Raw genomic sequence first — 16,383 nt, 5'->3', positions numbered from 1 at the left:
TCCCCAGTCCGACCAGCGGTCCGAGAACCAGTGCAGGGAGTCGGCGACGCCGACCACCGTGGCGTCGTCTCCGGCAGCCGCGGTCGCCTGAAGGCCCACCACCAGTGGCGCCACTCGCGTTCGATCCACGCGCGCGCGCGCCTCCGCGTCCGGCAGCCCGATGCCGTCGTCCCCCGGCCTCGCCGCCGTCTCGGTCGGGCTCGAACCACGCCCCGGCACGCTCGAGCATCATGAGCAACCACGACCGGAGCCGATCCGTCGCCAGCGCCTCGGCGTCCGCAGCTCCCTGCCGGAGCCGTTCCAGGGCGAAGATCCGGATGAGGTCGTGCAGCCGGTGACGGTCGTCCTGGACGACGCTCGACGAGACCGAGGTCCACCAGTTCGTCGAGGGCGTCCTGCGCGTCGAGCACCGGGACGTCCGCAGCGGCAGCCGCAGCTCGGGCGTCGAAGTCGCCGCTCGTGATCACCGAGACGGCGCGGAACACCCGTGCGGTCGCCGCGCCGAGTCCGTCGTACGAGAGCGCGAACGCCGCCGCGACCGCCAGGTCCCCCGCCACCAGACCCCGGCGCCGGTCCCCGTCCCGGAGTCGGACGACCGCGTCCTCGACGTCCCAGGCGGGCCGGGCGAGCAGCCGGTTCCCCGCGACGCGCAGCGCCAGCGGGTTCCGCGCACAGAGTCGCGCGAGCTCGTCCACGTTCCCCACGCGAACGCTGTCCCACGGGGACGATGCGTTCGAGCAGCCGGACGCCGTCCTGCCCGGCGAGCGGGTCGAGGGTCACCCGGCGCATCCCGGGTGGAGCGGGAGCGCACGTCGCGAGGTCACCAGCACGGTGGCGCCCTCGGGGACGAGCACGGCGGACACCTGGTCGTCCGACGCCGCATCGTCGAGGAGCACCACGGGTCGGTGTGCCGTGGCGAGACGCTGCCACGCGGCGGCCGCCGCGGCGAGCGTCCGCGGGGCCGCGGCACCGCCGACCTGCGCGACCAGCGCCTGCAGGACCTGCGGCGCGGGAGAGTGGTCGCGCGGCGAGGCCGTCGAGGTCCACGAAGACCGCCTGCCGGTCCGCACGCCGGACGACCTCGAGGGCGGTCGACGTCTTCCCCATGCCGGGTGCGCCGTGCACGAGCACGGAAGCGCCGGGACCGACCGCCGCCAGGTGGTCCTCGATCGCCCGGAGTTCGTCGTCACGTCCGGTGAAGTCGCCCAGGGACGGCGGCGGCGTGGTCAGGAAGCGGGTGTCCGGTACGACCGGGTCCTCGACGGGACGCGCCGCTGCCAGTAGCTCGTCGCGGGCTTCATCGGGGAGCGCGAGTGCCTCGACGACCGCCCCGACGTGCGGCGGCGCGGGTCAGGCTCACCCCGCGCTCGACGTCGCTGAGGGCGCGGGCGCTGACGTCGGCCCGCTCGGCCAGGTCCTCGAGCGTGAGCCCCGCGGCCAGGCGGGCACGCCGCACGAGGTCGCCGACCGACGTCCGTTCCGGGCTGGGGGCCATGGACCGAGGGTGGCACGTCGACCGTGGCCCGGCAAAACGACACCGGCGCTCCGTCGGTCCCGCTGGCCGCCGCTCGTCCCCGAGGTCAGGCCGACGGGACGCCGTCGGTCCGGCGGACGTCGGCGCGCCCACCGACCGTGCTGGCCAGGTAGGCGAGCGCCGCCGAGTCCGCTGAGCCCGGGTCCGCCCAGAAGACGCGCAGGGTGACGCCGGAGCCGGGGACGTCGAACTCCTGGCACGCGAGTTCGACGGCGCCGATCGGTTCGACGACGTGGCGGGAGCGCCCGCTCGGCCACGGCACCGTGTCGTACCGCGCCCAGAGGCGCCGGAAGTCGTCGTCGCGGGTCGACAGCGTTCCGACGATCTCCCGCAGCCGTGGATCGTCCGGGTCGCTGGAGAGCCGGAGGGCCGCGACGCTGCGCTCGGCGGTCGCCGCCCAGTCGCCGTGCCAGGCCTCCCGGGCACGTTCCGTGAAGACGTCCACGACCAGGTTGCCCCGACCGGCGCTCGGCACCCCGCCGAGCGCCGCCGCGAGCTGGTTCACCTCGAGCACGTCGTGGTTCCGATCCCGCACGAGCACCGGAAGGTGGCGCCACTCGGCCAGCAGCGCTCGCACGGACTCGTCCACGACGCCGGCGCCCTTCCGTCGGACCTCGCCGTGGGCCAGGTCGATCATGAACGCCGTCGACGCGCCGTCGAGGACGAGTGCGCGCGCGAGTGCACGAGCACGGCGTCCGAGGGGACGTGGCCGCGCCCCTGCTCCAACCGGAGGTAGTACTCGGCGCTGATGCCGGCGACCGTTGCGACCTCGGCGCGCCGGAGGCCGGGGACCTTGCGCATCGGGTCGCGGTCGAGTCCGACCTGCTCGGGCTGGACGAGGGCGCGTCGGGCTCCAGAGGTACTCGCCGAACGCCGCTCCGCTCCGCATCGCGCCCCTCCGTCGTCGTTCCCCGGTCCGGCCCGGGTCCCCTGATTGCACCGCGTGGCTCCGGCGTGTCGCCATGCGGAGACCATGCGGAATCGGCGGCGCGGTGTCCGGAAGCCCCCTCGCGAGCACGCGGGTCGCACCGGGGCTGGCGGCCAAACCGAGCACGCGGGTCGTACCGGGGCTGGCGGCCGCACAGAGCACCTGGGAGGCTTCGACCGTGCACCCGACACCCGGCACCCTCCCCCCTGCCCGATCTGGTCCGGCGGACGCGACTCGACCAGGGACTGACGATCCAGTCCTCGCAGATCGATCCGCCGTGAGCCCCCGCGCGATCAGTGACATCGAACGGGGATCGGCACGGTGCCCCGACGGCACACAGTCCTCGCCCTGGCGGCGGCACTCAGCCTCGACGCGGCGGGACGCGACCGGTTGCTCGCCGCCGTCCGGGACAGCGCCCGCAAGCAGACCGCGGCCGGGCGGGCCCGCGACGGTCACGCCCCTGCCGGTCTCCGACTTCACCGGCCGCGACGTCGAGCTCACGCGGCTCGCGGCGCTCCTCGACACCGGCCAGGACCCACAGACAGTCCTCGTGTCCGGTTCCCCGGGGATCGGGCAAGACGTCCGTCGCCCTCGAGGCCGCACGGCGGACCGAACGCGCAGTCGTCTTCGTCCATCTCGACGGGCTCGGACAGGACCCCCTGACGTCCGTCGAGGTCCTGCGGTCCCTGCTGCGACAGACCACGACGGTCGACGGGACGATGCCGGAGTCCGCCGATGCCCTCGCCGCGCTCTGGCGGGAGGTCGCCGCCGAACGGCAACCACTCGTGGTCCTCGACAACGCCGGGTCCGAGGCGCAGGTCCGGCCCGTGGTCACCCCGGATGTCCGTGGCCACGTCGTCGTGACCTCGCGTCGGGTGCTCAGCGGACTCAGCGGGGCCGGACACCTGTCCGTCGGGCACCTCGGTGTCGACGAGAGCGTGCAGCTGCTCACGACATCATCCCGGCCGCCCAGCGCGACGGCGCCGACTCGTCGAGCTCGCCCGGCTCTGCGACCACGTCCCGCTCGCCCTCCGCATCGCCGCCAACCGGGTCGCCGCCGACGCGGACCGCACGGTGGAGGACGTCAGCGCCGGTCTGCGGTCCGAGGAGCGTCGACTCCACGACCTCGTCGCCGGTGACCTCGCGGTCGAGGCGGCGTTCGAGCTGTCGTACCGGGGCCTCGACGCCGCGACCGCCGCACTGTTCCAGCGGTGGCGGTCACCGACGGGCACGACTTCGACTCCGGGGTCGCGGCCGCGGCGGCGGACGTCGACGTCGACACGGCGCAGGACGGCCTCGACACGCTGGCTGACCTCGGGCTGCTCGAACCGCTCCGCGGCGACCGGTTCCGGCTGCACGACCTGATCACCCTCTACGCCCTGCAGCACCCCGCGCCGCGGGTCCGGACTCGAGGCGGCGCACCGGCTCGACTCCGACGCCGACTGCTCGCGCTCCTCGAGCGTGCCGGCGCCTGGTTCGAGCCGGACCGCGACCCACTCCGGCAGGGCACGGACGCAGCGGATTCCCGGACGCCGCCACCGCACGTGCCTGGATCGAGCGTGAGTGGCCGCTCTGGTGGCCGCGTTCCGCGGGGCGGCAGCGGCGGGCGAGGACACGATCGTGCTCGACGTCGCGGATGCGCTGCACTGGTACTCCGACCTCTGGTCGCAGTGGGGCCACTGGCGCGACCTGTTCGCGACCTCCACAGCGTCCGCGCAACGACTCGGCGACCGCCGACTCGAAGCCGTGCACCTCGGGTACGTCGCGGTACCGAGCTCCCGCGAACGCGGCGACGAGCGAGCAGCCATCGCCGTCGCCAGGCGTGCCCGGTCCGCAGCGATCGCGGCCGGGGACCGGACACAGGAGGGATGGGCACTCGTCTACGAGGCCTGGGCGGCGTCACAGCTGGACGGCGGAGCACCCGGTGCCCCTCGAGATCGTCCACGGTGCCGTCGCCGCGTTCACGGAGAGTGGCGACGAGCAGGGGCGGGCGCAGGCCGAGAACCTCGTGACGATCGTCCTCGAGCGGGTCGGCGACGACGACGCGGCGCTCGAGACCGGGCACCGTGTCCTCGAGCGTGCACGTGCAGTGCACCGGCGGGACGGCGGCTCGGTCGCCTGGTTCGCGCTCGCCTCGGCGCTGCTCAACGTCGCGCGGCTGCGACGGACACTCGGCGACCTGCCGATCCTCCACGCCGCCGACGAGGCGATCGAGCTGGCGTCCGCCACCGGGTGGAACCTCGGCCACACCCTCGGGCTGCGCGACCGCGGCGACACGCTCGTGGCACTGGACCGCCCGTCCTCCGCCCGCGAGGACTTCGCCCGAGCGCTGCAGCTGCTCGACGCCGAGAACGAGACCGGGTTCTCCGCGAGTGGCGCGCGGCGTTGACAGGAGCGCCTCGACCGCGGTGATCACTGACCAGAGGACGTCGACCGGGCGAGACCCCGACCCAGGAGGCACTCCTCACCGCCGCCAGGCGGGTCACCGCGATCCTGGTCCGGGGCGGACTGGAGGCGCGGGTGCGGGGCCGCCACGCGCCTCCAGTCCGCCTCCGCACCCGTCCCGAGGAGTGGGGCCGCGCGGTCGTCGCGTCGGTCAGCGCAGTCCGACGGTGAGCAGCAGGTTGCCGTACAGCCGTTCGTCCCCCGTGGCGATGACGACGCCCACGTCCGGGCCGCGCACCTGGTCGTAGAACGCGAAGCGATCGACCTTGCCCACGGGGACGTCCTCGCCCAGCCTCCGCGCGCGTAGTCGTCCTGCACCGGCGCGGAGACCCCCTCCGGGGTCTGCATGACGGTCGCCGACTCGATGTTCACGACGGTGAGCACGGCGTCGAGCACGGATGTGACGTCGAGCAGGCCGGGACGCAGGTTCAGGTGGATGAGGCGGACGCCGGGGCCGACGGCGGTCAGGTACGGGGTTGCCGTCGGCGATGAGCACCTCGAAACCGTGGCCCGACGAGGCGAGCGCCTCGAGGAGCGGAGGATGGACCAGCGGACCGGTGATCATGCCGTCGCCTCCGCCGTGGCCCGTCCGGACGCGCGATCCGCGGCGTAGCCCTCCCGACTGGGGATCGTGCCGTCGACGTCCCACAGCTCGAGCCAGCTGGCGGCACCCGCCCACAGGAACACCTGCCCCTTGATCAGGCGGTTGTTCCGTTCGGCCGACCGCAGCGCCTCGAGTTCGGCGGGCGTGAGCGGGTCCTCCGTCACGGCGCGCAGGTTGGCGACGAACTGCGGTTCCTTCACGGAGAACGGGATCGGGACCTGTCCGCGCTGGACAGCCCACTTCAGGCAGACCAACGCGGGGTGGACCCCGTGGGCGCGGGCGATCGACACCACGACGGGGTGCTCCATGTCGGACACGTCCGAGTCGATGCGGTCGCGTTCGGGTCGCGACGGTGAGCCGAGGGGTGAGTAGCCCACCGGCTGGACGTCGTGGTCGAGACAGAACCGGAAGAGCTCGGGCTGCTGGAAGCACGGGTGCAGTTCCATCTCGTTCAGCGCCGGAGGGATCCGGGCGTCGGCGAGGATCCTGGTGAGCTTGGGGATGGTGACGTTCGACGTCCCGAGGTGCCGCACGACTCCCTCGTCGACGAGGCCCTCGAGGGCACGCCAGAGTGCCATGTACTCCTCGTGGACGTACGGGCGAGCATCCGGATCGCGGTCGGCGGCGTCGGCGAACGGTGCGTGGTGGTTCGGGAACGGCCAGTGCACGAACACCGCGTCGAGCACGTCGAGACGGAGATCGCGGAGCGACCGGCGCACCGACGCGACCGCGGCATCCGGTTCGTGGGCGTCGTTCCAGACCTTCGACATCGACGAAGAGGTCGTCGCGGGGCACCCCACCGTCGATCGCCGATCGGAGGGCGGCGCCGACCTCCGCCTCGTTGCCGTACACGGATGCACAGTCGATCAGGCGGTACCCGGCCCGGATCGCGCCGCCGACCGCGGCCGCCACGTCTGCCGCGCTGTAGTGGTCGGAGCCGAAGGTCCCCACCCGATGGCCGGCATCACCGCTCCGCTCGAGAGTCGCCGGGTCGGCACGCTGTCGGTGGTGATCATCTGGGTTCTCCAGTTCAGTCGGGTTCGGGACGTCGGGCTAGATGTTCAGGCCGTGGAAGAAGTCGATGCGCTCGGCCGCGACCTCCGGCGCCAACTCGATCCGCACGACCTGCCCACCGGGTCCTGCCAGCTCGAAGTCGGGCAGCACGACCTCGAGGTGGTCCGCGGTGCGGGTCCACTCCGGCGGCGCCACCGACCAGGACCCCCACGTCGACGATCGGACGGTCGACGAGCCGGCTGCCCGTGCCGAAGCTGCGGATCCGCATGCGGCCGTCCTCCGGACGGACGAGCCCGATGGCGTACACGTGAGTCGACCGACTTCGGTCATCCGGGTGAAGCGGATGTCCGCCTCGGTGTAGGCGACCGCGGCAGCGTCCGTGAACGACCCGGCAGTCGGAGCCGTGGGCCCCTCACCGAACACGACCCAGGGACTGGAGCCGTAGACCGCCTCGCCATGCACGGCAACCAGTCGCCGACGGCCTCCAGCAAGGCGACCTCTTCCTCGGGGATGGTCCCGTCGGGGCGTGGACCGATGTTCAGGAACAGGTTCCCGTTCTTCGCGACCACGTCGACGAGCTCCTGGATGAGTTCGGAAGCGTCCTTGTAGTCGTGCCCGTCCACCCAGCTCCACGACGTCCGCGAGACCGATGTGTCGTTCTGCCAGACGTCGGGTCGGATACCGCCCATGGTGCCGCGCTCGATGTCCAGCACCGCGGAACCGGGTCGGAATGCGTCCCACTTGGCGTTGATTACGACCTCGCGCCCCCACTCCGCCGCCCGGTTGTAGTAGTAGGCCGCGAGTCGTCGGATGTACGGCTCGAACGACGGTTCCTCGATGCCGGTGTCGAAGTAGAGCACCTGGGGCCGGTAGGCGTCGATGATCTCGACCGTGCGCAGGAGCCAGTCCTCCAGGAACCGTTCGGTAGGGTTCATCTCCTTGCGGAGTGCCGGGCCGTACAGGTCCGCGTACGCAGGGTCCCGGACGTCGGAGTCGAACTCCGCTCCCCCCGTTCATGAAGAACCAGTGCTCGGCCCGGTGTGTCGACGCGCCGGACACCAACCAGGACCGGTCGACCGCCGCCAGGAGGGTCTCCCATCACGTCACGCTCGGGGCCAACTTCGGACACCTTCCAGCGCGACCGTGCGGTGTCGTACATCGCGTAGCCGTCGTGGTGCTCCGCGACCGGCACCACGAACTGCGCACCGGCACGCCTGAAGAGCGCGACCCACTCGTCCGGATCGAAGCGCTCCATCCGGAAGTGCGGGAGGAAGTCCTTGTAGCCGAAGCGGTCGTGCCGGTAGCAGGCTCGCGAGGTGGTGCTCGAACGCCGGGTACCCGCGCGCCGGTACATCGTGCGCGGGTACCACTCGTTGCCGAACGCCGGCACGGAGAACGCCCCCCAGTGCAGGAAGATGCCGAACTTGGCGTCCCGGTACCACCGGGGCACCCGGTACCGGGAGAGCGAGTCCCAGGTGGCGTCGTACGGTCCGGCTGCGATGACGGCGTCGACCATCGCGAGCGCCGAACGGTTGTCCGACACCTCGACCGGTGCCGGGGCGCCGAGGGGTCGAGCGGTTCGAGGTGCACGGGTCTCCGTCCGTCGGGCCGCAACGGCCACCGAAGGCGCCCGCGCCGACCGCGGCCACCAGTTGTCGCTGAGCGAACGAGTTCTGGAGCGAAACGTTACGCCGTGCAGGAAGGCTACGAGGCCGACCCCAGGAGTCAATGGGAGATCAACCGGCGCTAATCGTTTCGCATCCCCCTGCGTTAGGCTGACAGGCACGACTCGCAGACCTCCGCGGCCGTACGAGCGAGAAGACGGGGCTGTGGCGACGTACAAGGACATCCAGCGGGCCACCGGGCTCTCGCTCGCCACGATCTCCAAGTACTACAACGGGCGGAACGTCCTCGACGCGAACCGAGTGGCCATCGAAGCCGCGGCGAACGCGCTCGACTTCCGACCCAACCAGCACGCCCGGATGCTGCGATCGCGGCGGTCGCGGACCGTCGGCGTCCTGCTCCCCGCGCTCGACAACGACTTCCACCTGACGATCATCGCGGGCGTGGAAGAAGCCCTGCGCCCGCGCGGTATCAGCGTCATCGTGGCGGCCAGCCCTGACCCGGGCGACGACGCGGTCGACCTGCTGATGGACCGGATGGTGGACGGGATCGTCGCGGTCACCCCACCGCACGACGTGCCCGCGCTGCGCGCTGGCGGAACGCGTGCCCGTGGTGATGGTGGACTGGCCCATCGAGGACGTCCGAGCCGACGGTGTCTTCCTCGACAACGCAGCGGCGGGTGCACTCAAGGGCTCGGCACCTCCTCGACCACGGCCACCGCCGGATCGGACTGGTCGGTGGCGACCCGGAGATCGCCTCGATGCGTCTGCGCACCGAGGGGTTCGAGCGGGCGCTGACGTCCCAGGGGGTCGAGGTCGATCCGGCACTGGAGCGCCTCGGACCACTGACGGTCGAAGCCGGCCATCGCGCCACCCAGGAGCTCCTCGCAGCGTGGCCGCGGCCGACCGGGCTCTTCGCGACGAACTACGAACTCACCCTCGGCGCGGTGACCGCCGTGAACGACTCGGGTCTTCGCATCGGGCAGGACATCTCGGTGGTCGGGTTCGACAGCCGGGAACTCGCCCAGGCGCTCGTCCCGAAACTGACCGTCATCGTGCAGCCGACCCGCGAGATCGCGAGGCAGGCCGCACGTCGGATCGCCGACCACATCGAGCTGGCGGGAGATCGGCCCGCACCGGAGGTCGAGTACCTCGACGCACGACTCATCCCCGGCGCGTCGGTCCGACGGCTCGAGGAGTGACGCGCTCCCGGGCGCGGGAGTCCGGGCGGCAGCCCACTCCGATCAGGAGAAGTACCGAGCCAGAGGTACGGGAAGCAGAGACCGACGGTGACTGCCGTGACCACGATCCCGTACTTCGTGAACTCCCAGAACGAGATGTGGTGGCCGTTGCGCTTCGCGATGCCGATCATGACGACGTTCGCGCTCGCGCCGACAGCCGTGAGGTTGCCGCCGAGATCCGCACCGAGTGCCAACGCCCACCAGAGCGGACGTGCATCCGCGCCGCCGGACTGCACGATGTCGTTCGTCAAGGGCGCGAGGGTCGCGACGAAGGGGATGTTGTCGACGATGCCCGAGGAACAGCGCAGACCCGAACAGCAGCACGATGGACGCCCCGAAGTAGTCGTCTCCCACCGCCCCCTTGGCGGCCTCTCCGATCGCCTCGATGACGCCGAGGTTCACCAGTGACCCGACCATGATGAACAGCCCGGCGAAGAAGAGCAGCGTCTCCCACTCGACGTCCCCGAAGACCCGCTTGCGTTCCAGCCGGGCGAGGAGCACCAGGAGTCCGGCCCCGAGCAGGGCGACGAGCGCCGGTTCCAGACCCGTGAACGTCGACGTGACGAACCCCACGAGGACGAGACCGACGACGACCAGCGACCGGATGAGCAGGCCGGGGTCGCGGATCGCCTCGCGTTCGTCGAGGGCCATCACCCGTTCGGCCCGTTCGGCGTCGTAGGAGAACGTCGACCGGAACAGCACTCGGCAGAGCCCGACGAGCACTGCGATGAGGACCACGATGATCGGTGCGAGTTCGGTGAGGAACTCGTTGAACCCGATGTCCCCCCGGCTGCCGATGATCAGGTTCGGCGGGTCGCCGATCAGGGTCGCGGTGCCGCCGATGTTCGACGCGAACACCTCGGCGAGCAGGAACGGCACCGGCGACTTGCCGAGGCGCTGGGCGACGAGCAACGAGACGGGTGCGACCAGGAGGATCGTGGTCACGTTGTCGAGGAACGCCGACAGCACCGCCGTGATGACGATGAGCATGACCATGATGCGGAACGGTCTGCCCTTGGCGAGCTTCGATGCCCCGATCGCGAGGTACTCGAAGAGCCCGGTCTGGCGCAGGATCCCCACGATGATCATCATCCCGAGGAGCAGGAAGACGACGTTCCAGTCGATCCCGGTGTCCTCCGAGAAGAAGATCGCCGCGTCGTCGGTCGCACCGATGAGGACCATCGCCGCAGCGCCCCCGAGTGCGACGAGCACGCGCGGGAGCTTCTCGGTGGCGATGAACACGTACGCGGCGACGAAGACCGCGACCGCCAGGACGATCTGCACCGTCACCGGTGAGCGTCCCAGTGTTCGACCACGGCGTCGAGGAGACCCGGGAGCGTCACGAACACCGGCGTGTCCCGCGCGGGGTCGTCGACGAGAGCCACCTGCGTCCTCGCGTCCACCATCCGGGCGGCGATCTCGACCAGCCCGGCTCCCGGCGGCACCACCAGGACCGCTCGCGCGGCGACCGTCTCGTCGTCGACCAGGTCCCCGATGGTCCGTCCGTCGAGCGTCTGCGCGAGGTCGTCCACCCCGGTGTCCCCGACGGTGTTCGTCAGGGACAGGTCGTCGAGGAGGTACCCCGGCACCATGAACCGGGTGAGGTCGACGCTCGACACGACCGAGGACGGATGACCGTCCGCCTCGGCGACGACGAGTCCGATGAGGTCCTGTTCGGCGATCAGGCGGATCGCGTCGAGGGCCGGGGTGGACCGGTCGACGACGGTCAGCGACACGGCGATGTCGGAGGCGTGCACGGAACTCCTTTCGGACGGGCTCAGAAGTCGCGCGACGAGTCAGCCGGACGGCCGGCGCCGATCCTCCCGAGGTGGATGCGGCGCGAGAGTCTGATCACCGGACGGATGAGCAACTGCACGCTGCCGATCAGGAAGAGCCACGTGCCGGCCGTGGTCGTGTCGTCGGAGAAGAAGAGGACGCTCCCGATCACGAACCACAGCGCCACCATCACGTCGTTGACGATGCTGATCGTCTCGTAGACACCCCTGATGCGGAGTTCTTCGCGGCCGACGCGCAACTCGATGTCCTGACCGTGACCCACGGATCCATCCAACCACCGGGCACCTGACCGGCGCGGCGGCGAGGAACCCGCCGCCGCGCCCGCCGGCACGTGTCGCGGGGGCTACTTCAGCAGCCCCTCCTTGGTCAGCCAGTCCTTCGCAGCCGTCGTGGCCTGGGCCTTCTCACTGCCCTCGACCCGGTTGCGCAGCGCGATGAGGTCGTCGGTCGTCAGCTTCGCGGAGATCTTGTTCAGCACCGAGGCGAGCTTGGCGCTGTAGATGTCCTTGTTCAGGAACGGCAGGATGTTCTGCGCCGCGATCAGGTTCTTCGGGTCCTTCAGCACCTGCAGCTTCTTCGTCACGAGGTCGGGCGACGTCGTGTAGATGTCGGCCACCTGCACCGTGTCGTCGACGAGCGCCTTGACCGTGTCCGGTCCGCCGTAGTCCTCGATCGACTTGAACGTGACCTTGTCGACGCCGTAGGTCGACTTGAGACCGGGGATGCCGTAGGGAAGGGTGCCGAACTGCGGGTTGGCGCCGAGTGTGAACGGCTCGATCTTCGACAGGTCGGAGATCGACTCGAGGCCGTTCTTCTTCGCCTCCGCCTGGGTGACCACGTAGGCGTCCTTGTCCTCGGCCGGCGACGGCTCCAGGACCTGGAAGTCCTTCGGGATCTCGGTCTTCAACGCGGCGTCGACGTCCTCGGTCGTCTTCGCGCTGGCCTTGGTGTCGTAGAAGAACAGCAGGTTGCCGTTGTACTCCGGCATGAGGTTGATCGAGCCGTCCTTGAGCGCGGGGATCGTGGTCTGTCGAGGGCCGAGGTTGAACTTGGTCGTCACCTCGAACCCGGCGTCCTTGAGCGCCAGCGCGTACATGTTGCCGAGGATCTCGCTCTCCGGGAAGTTGAACGAACCGACGACGATCGGCGTGCTGCCCGATCCGTCGCCCTTGTCCGAGGTCGCTCCGGTGGGGTCAGAGGTGGAACACCCGGAGAGCGCCACGATCGCCCCGATCGCCATCGCGCCCGCGAGGATGCGGGTTGTGGTGCCTGCTGTGAACATCAGTGGTCCCTTTCGTCGACGGGCATGACCGTCACCGCGCGGCGCCGGAGTGGCAGCGCGCGGACGTTTGTGCGTGTGCGGCGGGCCGGTCGGGCTCCGCCGCGTCGGGTGAGTCGCTGTGCGAGCGCGAAGAGCCCGTCGATCACCAGGGCGAGCACCGTCACGAGCAGCGCCCCGCCGAGGATGAGGTCGTTGTCGTTCAGGCTGATGCCGGTCGAGATGATCGCGCCGAGCCCGCCGAGCGAGATGTACGACGCGATCACGACCGTCGCGATGACCTGCAGGACGGACGCTCGGATCCCACCGATGATGAGCGACAGCGAGAGCAGGACCTCGACCTTGAAGAGGATCTGCAGCTCCGTCATCCCGACCGAGCGAGCGGCGTCCACCGTCTGCGGGTCCACGGACTCCACCCCCGCGTACGCCCCGGCGAGGATCGAGGGGATCGCCAGGACGACGAACGCGATGATGGACGCGATGAAGGCGGTCTGCGTGAACGGCACGGTCATCCCGATGATGACGAAGAGGGTGCCGAGCAGACCCAGGGTCGGCAGCGCGCGCGCATCGAGCCGGTGAAGGCGATGACGAAACTCCGCCCGCGCCCGGTGTGACCGATGTACAGGCCCAGTGGGAGCGCGATGAGGGCGGCCAGGGCGACCGAGATGAACGTGTAGAGCAGGTGCTCGCCGATCCGGTCCTGGATCGGGAGCGGCGTCTGGAAGTCCGGGGCGGTAGTTCGCCGGGTCGAAGAGCCACGCGACGGCGCTGAGGAAGTACTGCACGGTCAGGCTCCCCGCTCGATCGTCGTCAACGCCGCTCGTCGTCGCGACCGGCGCACCCGCCGCGAGGTCCGACGCGACCACGGCATCAGCAGGCGTCCGATGACCACCAGGACGGTGTCGAAGACCAGTGCGATGACGAGGCTCGCCACCACCCCGACGAGGATCTCCTCGAGGAACTGCCGCTGTCGGCCGTCCGTGAACAGGAACCCGATGTTCGCGGAGCCGACCAGGGCCCCCACCGAGACCAGGGCGACGGTGCTCGCCGAGACGACCCGCATGCCTGCGAGCAGGACGGGACCGGCCAGCGGGAACTCGACCGACCAGAACCGCGTCCACGCGGAGAAGCCCACCGAGGTGGCCGAGTCGACGACGTCCGCCGGGACGGCGGCGAACGCGTCCGTCGCCAGCCGCACCATGATCGCGACCGCGTAGACGGAGAGCCCGACGACGATGTTCACGGGATCCGTGATCCGGGTGCCGAGCAGGTACGGCAGGATCACGAAGAGCGGCAACGACGGGATCGTGTACAGCAGACTGCCGCCGCCGACGATGACCGACCGGACCGCCTGCCAGCGGTTCGCCACCCAGCAGGACCGCGATGACGAACCCGAGGACGACGGGCACCGCGGCGAGCGCCGTGTGGGTGACGGTGAGGCTCAGATGAGCCCGAAGTTCGCGAAGATCCAGTTCAGGTCGGCATCCCAATCCTCGTCGGACAGCCCGCGGGTGGGGTTCGTGCGTCCTGAAGGACCGCTGCCTCGCCATCAGGATAACCGTGCAGGGCGGTCCTGACCGGACGGCTTCGGCGATCAGGCGGCTGCTGCCTCCGCCGCCGCAGCGACCTCCCGGCCGGCGCGCCCTGCGCTGCCGCTCAGTCTCGCGCCGATGAGTCGCAACACCATCGCCGGAGCCGGGGGAACGCGCCGAGCTGCCCGAGCATCGTCACGTCGTCCCTGACGGCCTCGTGGCAGCGTCACTGACCCGACACGTGCAGCATGTGGATCTGTTCGAAGTCGATGCCCGACCGGTCGCCGGCAGGACCTCGCTCGGCGACACCGTCCCGGTACTGGACGAAGGGTCGGCGGTGGACGCCCTGCATCCGGAGACGCACCCACGCCACACCGTCCTCGAACGCGGCGTCGAGGTACGGGGAACCGCAGGTCCGTCGAAGGCGAGATCCGCATCCAGGCGCTCGAAGCGAGCAGTCCGCGAGGGCCCTCGATCGAGCACGCGAGCGGTGCGACCGTCGCTTCGCGGTTCGTGAAGCTCGGCGCCGCGGTGGCGTGGGCCAGGTCTCGGTCCCCGGTCTCGAGGACACGGAAGACCGTCAAAGCGGTCTCGAGTTCGTTGGTGGGCATGACTGCTCCTCGGGTGTGCTCCATCACTCCGATGGAGTGAATGTCGAGCTATTCATTGGATAGTACCTCCAATGAACGACAGCGCAAGCGAATCGGCGCCTCATTGCGAGCGAGCCGGCCGGAGTTCCGCGAGCGCGACCCCCAACTGCTGGGCAACCCATCGCTCGCGCTCCTCCCACGACCAGGCGAAGGCGGCCAGCGTGCCCCGCTGCCGTACCCGAGGAAGAACCAGAGCCGCTCGAACACCGCATCCACCGCCGCGGACGACCCGGAGCGGGTCGATCCACCGAGCCGCCACATGACGGAGACGAGCGTGGAAGGGCGCCGTCATCGCGTCGAGGGCAGTGATCAGCCCGGGATCATCCCCGCAGCGTCGATGACGACCAGCGCAGGCCGCAGTGTGACCTCGTACGACGACCGCACCCCCGCGACCAGGTCGACGAGGAGTCGATCCGCGGTCGGCAGGGAGTCGTCGAGGTCGGCCAGGGCGGACTGCACGACCGGGTGGTCGACACAGCGATCGACGATCGCCCGGACCAGCTCGGGCTTCCCGCCGACGCTCGTGTAGACGGTGTTCACCGCCACCCCCGCGGACTTCGCGAGCACCGGCAATCCGGACCGTGCGCGCGTGCCCGTGCTCGGCGAAGGACTGTTCCGCGGCATCCAGCAGGCGCACCGCGAGTTCGCAGTGCGGCGTCTTGGCGGACGGGTGATCGGTAGCTGCGGGAGGGCATGGCTGATCCTATCGATCTTCGCAGTTTCGTCGTACTGATGTTGGCTATTCGTGATAGGGTCTCTTCTTATCAATTTGAGAGGAACCACCATGCGCATCATGCTTCTACGGGTACCTGCCTTCGGACACCTCCTTCCACTCGTCCCGTTCGCCCGGGCAGCAGCACGCCAGGAGCACAACGGCCGTGGTCCCTCACCAGCTCCGCGATGGAGGGCCCGATCCACGCGGAGACTCCCCGGGGTCGGCCATTCCTCGGCGCGGGCCCGGACCCGATGGCGATCGCCGCCCAGATCGCCGTCAACCACCCCGGGGCCGACCCCATCAACAGTCCCCAGCCGCAGACCGTGGCCGACTTCTTCGCCGGCGCGCACGTCGATCTCGCCTACGAGGAGAGCGTCGCCGCGGCACGTGACGGCAGCCGGACCTGATCGTCGTAGAAGCGGCCGACCAGGTCCGGGCCCATCGTCGCGGCGGCCCTGGGCGTGCCCTTCGCCATGGTCGGCTTCGGCCCGGAACTCCCCGGCGGAGTTCAGTGCACCGATGATCGACCTCGCAGCCTCGCGGTACGCCGAGCGCGGTCTACCACGGCCACCGACGCCCTCGTCGACCCCGCACCGGCCTCGTTCCAGGCCCAGGGCTGGCAGCCCGGACCCGTGACGCTGGCGTACCGCGCCGAGCCGGCGCCGCGACGGCGGCCTCGGTCAGGGGGCCTCGGCCTCGCCCACGGAGCAGGACCGGCCGACCGTGCTCGTCACGCTCGGAACGGTGTTCCGCGGCTCCAGGCTCGTCACCGGCGCCATCATCTCGAGCCTGGCGCCCCTCGATCTCGACGTAGTCGTCACCCTCGGGGTCCAACTCTCCGCGCCCAGTTGAGACGCGCCGAGCGTCTCCTTCGGGCGTTCCGCCCTCGCGGACCTCCTCCCGGAAGTGTCGACGTCGTCGTGACCCGCGGGTGGAGACCAGGAACGGTCCTCGCCGCCGCGTCGGCAGGAATCCCCATGGTCGTCCTCCCGCAGGGGAGGCGATCAGTTCATCAACGCCGG

25 protein-coding genes and 4 pseudogenes are annotated in these 16,383 nt (G+C 70.5%); 8 read left to right on the top strand and 21 right to left on the bottom strand.

Annotation, left to right across the window (positions count from 1 at the left end; genetic code table 11):
- The first annotated feature begins 160 nt into the window (after window positions 1-160).
- Window positions 161-463, top strand: coding sequence for a hypothetical protein (locus tag ACZ8AI_RS18405; RefSeq protein WP_464859363.1), 303 nt, complete (start codon window positions 161-163; stop codon window positions 461-463).
- A 313-nt stretch (window positions 464-776) separates the two neighbouring features.
- Here ACZ8AI_RS18405 and ACZ8AI_RS18400 read toward each other — a convergent pair whose 3' ends face one another.
- From ACZ8AI_RS18400 to ACZ8AI_RS18375, 6 genes and pseudogenes are all read right to left on the bottom strand, one after another.
- Entirely contained in the window at window positions 777-1,070 is a 294-nt protein-coding gene (locus ACZ8AI_RS18400; protein ID WP_464859362.1) for a hypothetical protein, read from the bottom strand.
- Window positions 1,071-1,095: 25 nt separating this feature from the next.
- A pseudogene (locus ACZ8AI_RS18395) lies at window positions 1,096-1,158 on the bottom strand (hypothetical protein); the annotation flags it as partial.
- Window positions 1,159-1,297: 139 nt separating this feature from the next.
- The gene (locus ACZ8AI_RS18390; RefSeq protein ID WP_464859361.1) at window positions 1,298-1,495 is read right to left on the bottom strand and encodes a helix-turn-helix domain-containing protein; all 198 of its coding nucleotides are present in this window, start codon (window positions 1,493-1,495) and stop codon (window positions 1,298-1,300) included.
- 85 nt (window positions 1,496-1,580) lie between these two features.
- Window positions 1,581-2,171 (bottom strand): MmyB family transcriptional regulator, encoded by a 591-nt coding sequence (locus ACZ8AI_RS18385; protein ID WP_464859360.1) that lies wholly within the window; start codon window positions 2,169-2,171, stop codon window positions 1,581-1,583.
- The gene (locus ACZ8AI_RS18380) at window positions 2,168-2,335 is read right to left on the bottom strand and encodes a helix-turn-helix domain-containing protein (RefSeq protein ID WP_464859359.1); all 168 of its coding nucleotides are present in this window, start codon (window positions 2,333-2,335) and stop codon (window positions 2,168-2,170) included. Before ACZ8AI_RS18380 ends, ACZ8AI_RS18385 begins: the two co-directional genes overlap by 4 nt.
- 624 nt (window positions 2,336-2,959) lie before the next feature.
- Window positions 2,960-3,382, bottom strand: coding sequence for a hypothetical protein (locus tag ACZ8AI_RS18375; RefSeq protein WP_464859358.1), 423 nt, complete (start codon window positions 3,380-3,382; stop codon window positions 2,960-2,962).
- A 4-nt stretch (window positions 3,383-3,386) separates the two neighbouring features.
- On the opposite strand from ACZ8AI_RS18375, the gene ACZ8AI_RS18370 reads away from it, so the two are divergent.
- Both ACZ8AI_RS18370 and ACZ8AI_RS18365 read left to right on the top strand, forming a co-directional pair.
- Window positions 3,387-3,827 carry a hypothetical protein gene (locus ACZ8AI_RS18370; protein ID WP_464859357.1) on the top strand — a complete coding sequence of 147 codons (441 nt, stop codon included), beginning with the start codon at window positions 3,387-3,389 and terminating at the stop codon, window positions 3,825-3,827.
- Window positions 3,828-4,386: 559 nt separating this feature from the next.
- A complete protein-coding gene (locus ACZ8AI_RS18365) occupies window positions 4,387-4,851 on the top strand; it encodes a hypothetical protein (protein ID WP_464859356.1) in 465 nt (154 codons plus the stop codon).
- 207 nt (window positions 4,852-5,058) lie between these two features.
- On the opposite strand, the gene ACZ8AI_RS18360 is transcribed toward ACZ8AI_RS18365, so the two are convergent.
- The 6 genes and pseudogenes from ACZ8AI_RS18360 to ACZ8AI_RS18335 form a co-directional block, all read right to left on the bottom strand.
- On the bottom strand, window positions 5,059-5,472 hold the full coding sequence (locus ACZ8AI_RS18360; protein WP_464859468.1) for an RbsD/FucU domain-containing protein: 414 nt from the start codon (window positions 5,470-5,472) through the stop codon (window positions 5,059-5,061).
- Entirely contained in the window at window positions 5,469-6,281 is an 813-nt protein-coding gene (locus tag ACZ8AI_RS18355; RefSeq protein WP_464859355.1) for an aldo/keto reductase family protein, read from the bottom strand. The genes ACZ8AI_RS18360 and ACZ8AI_RS18355 overlap by 4 nt, the downstream gene beginning before the upstream one ends.
- A gap of 55 nt (window positions 6,282-6,336) precedes the next feature.
- Window positions 6,337-6,423 (bottom strand): annotated as a pseudogene (locus tag ACZ8AI_RS18350) (aldo/keto reductase); the annotation flags it as partial.
- 141 nt (window positions 6,424-6,564) lie between these two features.
- Window positions 6,565-6,720, bottom strand: coding sequence for a hypothetical protein (locus ACZ8AI_RS18345; RefSeq protein WP_464859354.1), 156 nt, complete (start codon window positions 6,718-6,720; stop codon window positions 6,565-6,567).
- 131 nt (window positions 6,721-6,851) lie between these two features.
- Window positions 6,852-7,460, bottom strand: a complete 609-nt coding sequence (locus ACZ8AI_RS18340) for an alpha-L-fucosidase (protein ID WP_464859353.1) — start codon at window positions 7,458-7,460, stop codon at window positions 6,852-6,854.
- The gene (locus ACZ8AI_RS18335; protein ID WP_464859352.1) at window positions 7,457-8,068 is read right to left on the bottom strand and encodes an alpha-L-fucosidase; all 612 of its coding nucleotides are present in this window, start codon (window positions 8,066-8,068) and stop codon (window positions 7,457-7,459) included. The genes ACZ8AI_RS18340 and ACZ8AI_RS18335 overlap by 4 nt, the downstream gene beginning before the upstream one ends.
- Window positions 8,069-8,354: 286 nt before the next feature.
- Between ACZ8AI_RS18335 and ACZ8AI_RS18330 the strand changes: the two genes are divergently transcribed.
- On the top strand, window positions 8,355-8,945 hold the full coding sequence (locus tag ACZ8AI_RS18330) for a LacI family DNA-binding transcriptional regulator (protein ID WP_464859351.1): 591 nt from the start codon (window positions 8,355-8,357) through the stop codon (window positions 8,943-8,945).
- Window positions 8,828-9,349 carry a substrate-binding domain-containing protein gene (locus ACZ8AI_RS18325; RefSeq protein ID WP_464859350.1) on the top strand — a complete coding sequence of 174 codons (522 nt, stop codon included), beginning with the start codon at window positions 8,828-8,830 and terminating at the stop codon, window positions 9,347-9,349. The genes ACZ8AI_RS18330 and ACZ8AI_RS18325 overlap by 118 nt, the downstream gene beginning before the upstream one ends.
- Before the next feature lie 98 nt (window positions 9,350-9,447).
- On the opposite strand, the pseudogene ACZ8AI_RS18320 reads toward ACZ8AI_RS18325, so the two are convergent.
- The 9 genes and pseudogenes from ACZ8AI_RS18320 to ACZ8AI_RS18280 all read right to left on the bottom strand — a co-directional run.
- A pseudogene (locus tag ACZ8AI_RS18320) lies at window positions 9,448-9,639 on the bottom strand (hypothetical protein); the annotation flags it as partial.
- A 61-nt stretch (window positions 9,640-9,700) separates the two neighbouring features.
- Window positions 9,701-10,672, bottom strand: a pseudogene (locus tag ACZ8AI_RS18315) (sodium:proton antiporter); the annotation flags it as partial.
- Between the two features lie 2 nt (window positions 10,673-10,674).
- A complete protein-coding gene (locus ACZ8AI_RS18310; RefSeq protein WP_464859349.1) occupies window positions 10,675-11,145 on the bottom strand; it encodes a CBS domain-containing protein in 471 nt (156 codons plus the stop codon).
- A gap of 20 nt (window positions 11,146-11,165) precedes the next feature.
- The gene (locus ACZ8AI_RS18305) at window positions 11,166-11,447 is read right to left on the bottom strand and encodes a YrhK family protein (RefSeq protein WP_464859348.1); all 282 of its coding nucleotides are present in this window, start codon (window positions 11,445-11,447) and stop codon (window positions 11,166-11,168) included.
- An 81-nt stretch (window positions 11,448-11,528) separates the two neighbouring features.
- Window positions 11,529-12,467 carry an ABC transporter substrate-binding protein gene (locus tag ACZ8AI_RS18300; protein WP_071294076.1) on the bottom strand — a complete coding sequence of 313 codons (939 nt, stop codon included), beginning with the start codon at window positions 12,465-12,467 and terminating at the stop codon, window positions 11,529-11,531.
- Complete coding sequence (locus tag ACZ8AI_RS18295) at window positions 12,467-13,330, bottom strand: ABC transporter permease (RefSeq protein ID WP_464859347.1); 864 nt, start codon at window positions 13,328-13,330, stop codon at window positions 12,467-12,469. The genes ACZ8AI_RS18300 and ACZ8AI_RS18295 overlap by 1 nt, the downstream gene beginning before the upstream one ends.
- Window positions 13,252-13,833 carry an ABC transporter permease gene (locus ACZ8AI_RS18290; RefSeq protein ID WP_464859346.1) on the bottom strand — a complete coding sequence of 194 codons (582 nt, stop codon included), beginning with the start codon at window positions 13,831-13,833 and terminating at the stop codon, window positions 13,252-13,254. Before ACZ8AI_RS18290 ends, ACZ8AI_RS18295 begins: the two co-directional genes overlap by 79 nt.
- Before the next feature lie 389 nt (window positions 13,834-14,222).
- Window positions 14,223-14,348, bottom strand: a complete 126-nt coding sequence (locus ACZ8AI_RS18285) for a hypothetical protein (RefSeq protein ID WP_464859345.1) — start codon at window positions 14,346-14,348, stop codon at window positions 14,223-14,225.
- A 607-nt stretch (window positions 14,349-14,955) separates the two neighbouring features.
- Window positions 14,956-15,186 (bottom strand): hypothetical protein, encoded by a 231-nt coding sequence (locus ACZ8AI_RS18280; protein WP_464859344.1) that lies wholly within the window; start codon window positions 15,184-15,186, stop codon window positions 14,956-14,958.
- Here ACZ8AI_RS18280 and ACZ8AI_RS18275 point away from each other — a divergent pair.
- The 3 genes from ACZ8AI_RS18275 to ACZ8AI_RS18265 all read left to right on the top strand — a co-directional run bounded on the left by ACZ8AI_RS18275 (window position 15,179) and on the right by ACZ8AI_RS18265 (window position 16,213).
- Window positions 15,179-15,379 carry a hypothetical protein gene (locus ACZ8AI_RS18275; RefSeq protein WP_464859343.1) on the top strand — a complete coding sequence of 67 codons (201 nt, stop codon included), beginning with the start codon at window positions 15,179-15,181 and terminating at the stop codon, window positions 15,377-15,379. The genes ACZ8AI_RS18280 and ACZ8AI_RS18275 overlap by 8 nt on opposite strands.
- A 233-nt stretch (window positions 15,380-15,612) precedes the next feature.
- Window positions 15,613-15,768, top strand: a complete 156-nt coding sequence (locus ACZ8AI_RS18270) for a hypothetical protein (protein WP_464859342.1) — start codon at window positions 15,613-15,615, stop codon at window positions 15,766-15,768.
- A gap of 316 nt (window positions 15,769-16,084) precedes the next feature.
- Window positions 16,085-16,213: a hypothetical protein gene (locus ACZ8AI_RS18265; RefSeq protein ID WP_464859341.1), complete on the top strand. Its 129-nt coding sequence runs from the start codon at window positions 16,085-16,087 to the stop codon at window positions 16,211-16,213.
- Window positions 16,214-16,383 lie beyond the last annotated feature (170 nt).

It is taken from the genome of Curtobacterium sp. AC273 (genome assembly GCF_979253735.1).
This window is presented reverse-complemented; position numbering and strand designations above follow the sequence as displayed.